Source organism: uncultured Campylobacter sp., from assembly GCF_938039205.1.
Lineage (GTDB): Bacteria > Campylobacterota > Campylobacteria > Campylobacterales > Campylobacteraceae > Campylobacter_A.
On the sequence record NZ_CALHVM010000045.1, the window covers coordinates 1 to 3,304 of the forward strand.

Annotated in this window: 5 protein-coding genes and 1 pseudogene; 3 read left to right on the forward strand and 3 right to left on the reverse strand. The window is 47.5% G+C overall.

The genetic code is table 11. The features are described from left to right. The 3 genes and pseudogenes from Q0394_RS05705 to Q0394_RS05715 all read left to right on the forward strand — a co-directional run. Positions 1 to 236: pseudogene (locus Q0394_RS05705) on the forward strand (hypothetical protein); the annotation flags it as partial. Next, positions 233 to 418 (forward strand): hypothetical protein, encoded by a 186-nt coding sequence (locus Q0394_RS05710; protein WP_298946051.1) that lies wholly within the window; start codon positions 233 to 235, stop codon positions 416 to 418. The pseudogene Q0394_RS05705 and the gene Q0394_RS05710, both read left to right, overlap by 4 nt. Position 419: 1 nt before the next feature. Next, positions 420 to 1,100 (forward strand): response regulator, encoded by a 681-nt coding sequence (locus Q0394_RS05715; protein ID WP_298946053.1) that lies wholly within the window; start codon positions 420 to 422, stop codon positions 1,098 to 1,100. Between the two features lie 532 nt (positions 1,101 to 1,632). Here Q0394_RS05715 and Q0394_RS05720 read toward each other — a convergent pair. The 3 genes from Q0394_RS05720 to Q0394_RS05730 all read right to left on the reverse strand — a co-directional run. Continuing rightward, a complete protein-coding gene (locus Q0394_RS05720; RefSeq protein ID WP_298946055.1) occupies positions 1,633 to 2,154 on the reverse strand; it encodes a hypothetical protein in 522 nt (173 codons plus the stop codon). Further along, positions 2,154 to 2,807, reverse strand: coding sequence for a thiol:disulfide interchange protein DsbA/DsbL (locus Q0394_RS05725; RefSeq protein ID WP_298946057.1), 654 nt, complete (start codon positions 2,805 to 2,807; stop codon positions 2,154 to 2,156). The genes Q0394_RS05720 and Q0394_RS05725 overlap by 1 nt, the downstream gene beginning before the upstream one ends. Before the next feature lie 213 nt (positions 2,808 to 3,020). Beyond that, a partial coding sequence (locus Q0394_RS05730) for an aryl-sulfate sulfotransferase (RefSeq protein WP_298946059.1) occupies positions 3,021 to 3,304 on the reverse strand: 284 nt, incomplete at its 5' end.

Consider the following 3,304-nt stretch of genomic DNA (forward strand, 5'->3'; position numbering starts at 1 on the left):
TGCACACCGAGCTTAGCAAGGCAAACGTCGCGGTAAGCCTGCGCGAGTTTAAAGATGAGCAAGCGACTCAGCGAATGGGCATCGTGCAGCAAATTTTACTCATCCTCATACACAACGCCAAAGACGCGGTCGTGGAACGGTACAAAGACGAGATCGCCCAGCGGCAAATTTTTATCGAAGTCAATTTGAAAACGGCATGTGCAAAATATCCGTCACAGACTACGGCAGCGGCGTGAGCAGGGCGGCTCGGGATAAAATTTTAACCCAGCCAAAAACCACCAAAAAGCAAGGAAGCGGCATCGGGCTGTATTTCGGTAAAAAGCTAGCAAACGAAAAGCTTTCAGGCGACGTCAAGCTGCTAAGCGCGGGCGATCCGACGACGTTTGAGCTGAGCTTTGAGATAAATTTAAAGGAGTGAGATGCAAGAGCATTTAAAGCTACTTAAAGACCTGACCGTCCTCATCGTCGAGGACGACGAGATCGCAAGGGAGCTGCTAATAGGCGGGCTAAAGCCCTACTGCCTTAGCGTTTGGGGTGCAGCGGACGGGCTAGAGGGGCTGGAGCGCTTTAAAAAGCTAGCCCCCGCCATCGTCATCACCGATATCCACATGCCCGCGATGAACGGCTTTGAGATGATGAAGGAGATGATACGCATAAAGCCCGCGCAAAAATTTATCGTCTTTACCTCCTACGACACCGACGATAACCTCATTAAAAGCATCGAACACGGCGCGGCGTCGTTTCTAAAAAAGCCCGTCGATATCGCCGCGCTTTGCCGTCTGCTCGTGGCTCTAACCTACGAAAAGGACGAAAAGCTCGTGCGCTTAAGCCCGCAAACTAGCATAAATCTCGCTAAAGAAAAGATCTACAAAAACGGCGAGGAGATCTATCTATCATTTTTGCAAAACAAGCTCTTTTGGCTCTTTGCGTATAATCTAAACAAGCTCGTGAGCTACGAGATGATCGAGGAGTTCGTCTATGAGGGCGAGCTGCCCAGCAAAGGCGCGATACAAAACGTCGTGCTGCGGCTAAAGCGGGAGCTGGGGGTGAGGTTTAAGAATATCAGCGAGAGCGGATATATCCTGCTAAGCGGCGAGTAAATTTAACTTCGCGGCTTGCCTTTTTGCCCTATACTTCGTTGGATCTCGCTGCGGGCTGCAGTCACGTATTATATATACGCTCCTTTGCCCTCGCTCATCCGCCTCGTCTATGACAAAAATACTTCACCTTGAAATTTCTACGTTCAAATTTGGCGTTAAACGCTAAATTTGATTTGCGGCTTGGCTCGCGAGCGCTTTTTAATGAGTTTTGTTTTTGCTCCTGCGGCAACCTATTTGGTTAGCCTTTGTCGCAAAAACTGCAACAACATTAAAAATCATCTCACGATATTTCGCCTTGATATTTTACGTTCAAATTTAAAGTCAAATTTGTCATTTTGAGTCGCCCATACCCGCATCTTGAAAACGTCAAATTTGCAAATTTAGTAAGCTATGAGATAAATATTCCAGACGTCGGTAGGCGTAGTTTAAATAGTTTTTGATTAGGCGTGACGGGAGCATACATATAGTATGTGACCGAGCGCCTTAATCAAAAACTACTTTTGAAATCCGTCAAGCGCGGGGAATCCAAAATCTAAATTTGATTGATTTCGCTACTGCGCGCGTTATACACAAACCAGCTCAAAATCATCACCAAACAAAACGCCCCAAACACCGCAAAAAACGCAAAATTCGCCCATGCATAAAATTTGATAAATCCAGCCTCGTTCGCCGCACTAAAATCAGGCGCAAAAAGGCTCGGGCAAATTTCGTTTAGCGGTAGCGCAAAAGGAAAACTAATCTCGCTAACACCGCCAAAATCACTCGTAGAGTAATCAAGCCCAAATATCACACCCAAAAAAATCAGGAAAAATCCCGCAAGCTTGACGCCAAAAACCTTAGGCGCGCACATCGCCACGCATACGCCAAACGCAGCAAATAGCGTCGCAAAGCGCAGCTTCGCTACAAGCACGTCCGCAACCGCGCCGCCCAAAAACAGCTCGCACAATATAAATTTGATCGCCAAAACCGCGAGCGACGCCGCCCAAAACGCCCGCTTTCGCTGCAAGTTATACACAAAGCAGACAAAGCCCTTGTTCTCGATATTGTAGTCCATTATTTTGCTAGCAGCTCCTTCACTGCCGCCGCCATCGCGTCTACCGAGCCGATCGCCTTCACGTTTATCAGATACTTGCCGCCGACCACGTATGCGGGCACGCCCTGGATCTTGGCCACATCGTAGCTATCATCCCAAGCTTTTAAAATTTCTTGCGCGCGCTGGCTAGCTAGAGCCTTGTCGTAGTCCGCATCGCTCACGCCCGCCGCGCTAAGAGCCGTCTGGATAAATCTTGCCTTATCTTTGCCGCCGTTAAAATCATCGTCCTTGTCGTGAGTAGCCTTATAGATCGCAAATTTGGCTTTTTTAAATTTGGACTTGTCGCTAAGCAAGCTAACGTCGCTAGCCTCGTCCAAAACGATCATCGCGGCAAAAATTTTACTCGCCGTTTCGCCGAGCTTGCCCTTGGTTTTTAAGTGATACGGGATAAATTTAACTCCGTCTAGCTCGCTAAATAGCTTTGGCGTGACGCTTCGGTCAAATTTGTAGCAGTGGACGCACTCGTAGCTAAACACCTTTACGACGCTATCTTTTGGTACGTTTAGCGGCTTTTCTAGCGCTTGGTAGTCCGTGCCCTCCTCTAGCGCGTTTGCACCTACGCTAAGCAAGCAAACGGCGGCTAGAGCTCGTATAATCTTGGAGATCGTTTTCATCGAATTTCCTTTACGGTAATTTTTAAAGATTGTATAAAATAAAGGGTAAATTTGAGATTAAGCGGGCTAAACTCGGTAAATTTGACGAGTCAAATTTAAACAAAGCGGCGAACCGAATTTTCTTTCAAATTTTACTCGCCGCGTAAATCTCAAATCCAGCCGCGCGCCCGGTTTTGACAGCGGCTAGAAAAACTAAACCAGAAAGGTCAAATTTTAATACTCAAAGATATTCGGATCGATCACCATCGCGCGGTAGGCTACGTCGTCTCTAGACGCGGACTCAACGTCCATCTCAAATTTGATGTCATTTGTCTTTGGATCGATCTCCACGAGCACCATTTTGATAGTTTTACCGGGCTTTAGCAGATAGACGTTCGAGCTTGAGATGAAATACGTGCTTTTATCTTTTTGCCACTCCACGACGCTCGTAACCGCGCTGTAAAAGTCAAATCCGCGCTCCTTGCCAAACTCCCACGTCTGCTCGACCGTGCCCTTTT